The organism is Thauera aminoaromatica S2, assembly GCF_000310185.1.
GTDB classification, from domain to species: Bacteria; Pseudomonadota; Gammaproteobacteria; order Burkholderiales; family Rhodocyclaceae; genus Thauera; species Thauera aminoaromatica.
Window position 1 is genome coordinate 1 of sequence record NZ_AMXD01000272.1, and the last position, 1,631, is coordinate 1,631.

General features: G+C 64.1%; 1 protein-coding gene. It reads right to left on the reverse strand.

What is annotated here, in order from left to right; genetic code table 11:
- Positions 1 to 34: 34 nt before the first annotated feature.
- Positions 35 to 1,357 carry an IS110 family RNA-guided transposase gene (locus tag C665_RS19485; protein WP_040828183.1) on the reverse strand — a complete coding sequence of 441 codons (1,323 nt, stop codon included), beginning with the start codon at positions 1,355 to 1,357 and terminating at the stop codon, positions 35 to 37.
- Positions 1,358 to 1,631: the final 274 nt, after the last annotated feature.

Below are 1,631 nucleotides of genomic sequence, written 5' to 3' on the forward strand. Positions count from 1 at the left end.
TTCTCTCAAGAAACAAAACTAGCCGGGGCGGTTTTCATGCGGCTGCCCCGATGGGGTTGATCTGGAACCCGAGCGCGGTGGCTCGGCGTTTGAGTGCAGCGATGCTGCGCTCGCGTTGCAGTTCTTCGTATCGCTGCTGCCCCTGGTCGACGAAGGCCTCGCCGCGGGTGAGCATGAAATACACCATGCGCGCGAGCTTATGCGCCGTTGCGGTGTTCGCCTTGGGTTTGTCCATCCGGCTGCAAAGGCGCCGATAGAACGCTCCGAGGGCGGAGTTGCTGTGCGATAGCGTCATCGCGGCCATCTTCAGGGCCTGGCGCACGCGGTTGGCCGAACGCTTGGTACCGGCCGAGAGCACCTTGCCACCGCTGACCTTGGTCCCTGGGCACAGCCCCAGCCACGAGCAGAAGTGCTTCACGTTGGCAAAGCGGGAGAGGTCGGGTCCGATCTCGGTCAGGATCTTCATCACCGAGCTCACCTCGAGCCCGTTGATCCGCGTCAGATCGACCCCTGCCCAATTGGCGAGCATCTGCCGGACATCGAAGGCAGCGCGCGCCTTGCTGCCGGCTCGAGGCACCGCGCCAACGTTGATCGCGCACTGCGCCCGCTGCCCGAGCAGCACCTGCATCTGGGCGTCGCATTCGCGCAGGTGACGGGCGATGTCGTCGTACATCGACAGTGCCTGACCCAGCACGAACAGATGCTCCTGGCGCCAGTTCCCGGTCAGCGCACGGATGACCTCCTCGGTGCTGGCCTTGACCCGCCGGTGACGGTGACGCGCCAGCACTTCAGGGTTGCGCTCGCCGGCGACGATGTCACGGATGATCGCCTGACCGCTCATCCCCATCACGTCGGTGAGCACCTCGGTGAGTTGAATATTCATCTGCACCAAGGCTTTTTGCATGCGCTGCACCCAACTGGCCTGCTCGGCGAGCAAGGTCTCGCGCAGCCGGGCAATCGCCCGTAGCTCACAGACCTCTCCGGCAGGTCGCCATGCTGCGCGCAGCAGCCCGTAGCTCATCAAACGCTGCAGCCACTGACAATCCTGCACATCACTCTTGCGGCCGGGCACGTACTTCATCTGTCGCGCATCGACCAGCCAGACCTGCAGTCCGCGCTGCTCCAGGATCTCGAACAGCGGGATCCAGTACACGCCGGTCGACTCCAAGGCGACGATCTCCACCTTGCACGCCAGCAACCAGTCGGCCAAGGCGCGCAGATCGTCCGTCATGACGCCGAACTCGCGCACCGACTCCTCTGCCGCGTCGGGCGGCACCGCCACCCAGTGGCTCGAAGCACCCACATCGATCCCCGCCGCGTTCGGGAACACCGTGTCTGTCCGCTTGCGCATCGCCATCATCTGCTCCATCCTCGTCCAAGAACGGCAGCGCCAAGGGAAGCGTCGATTTCGACTCGATCTCTCAAACGGGATGCACATCGCTGTGCTCACCACTGTCGCCGACGATTCCCGGACCATGCTCAGAGTCGGGCTCGCTCCACAGCGTCCTCTAACGCCGCGAGCTCGCACCAATGACGTGTCGGTCATCGCGGCGCTGCCGTTCTCCTTGTAAGCCATAGTCGTTTCTTCCGGAACGCCGGGCGTGCGGGACGCGCGGATGGGATGCTCAGAA

Excerpts from the sequence above, each read along its gene's own strand:
- C665_RS19485 (WP_040828183.1), bottom strand. The coding sequence starts at position 1,357 with ATGGCGATGCGCAAGCGGACAGACACGGTGTTCCCGAACGCGGCGGGG.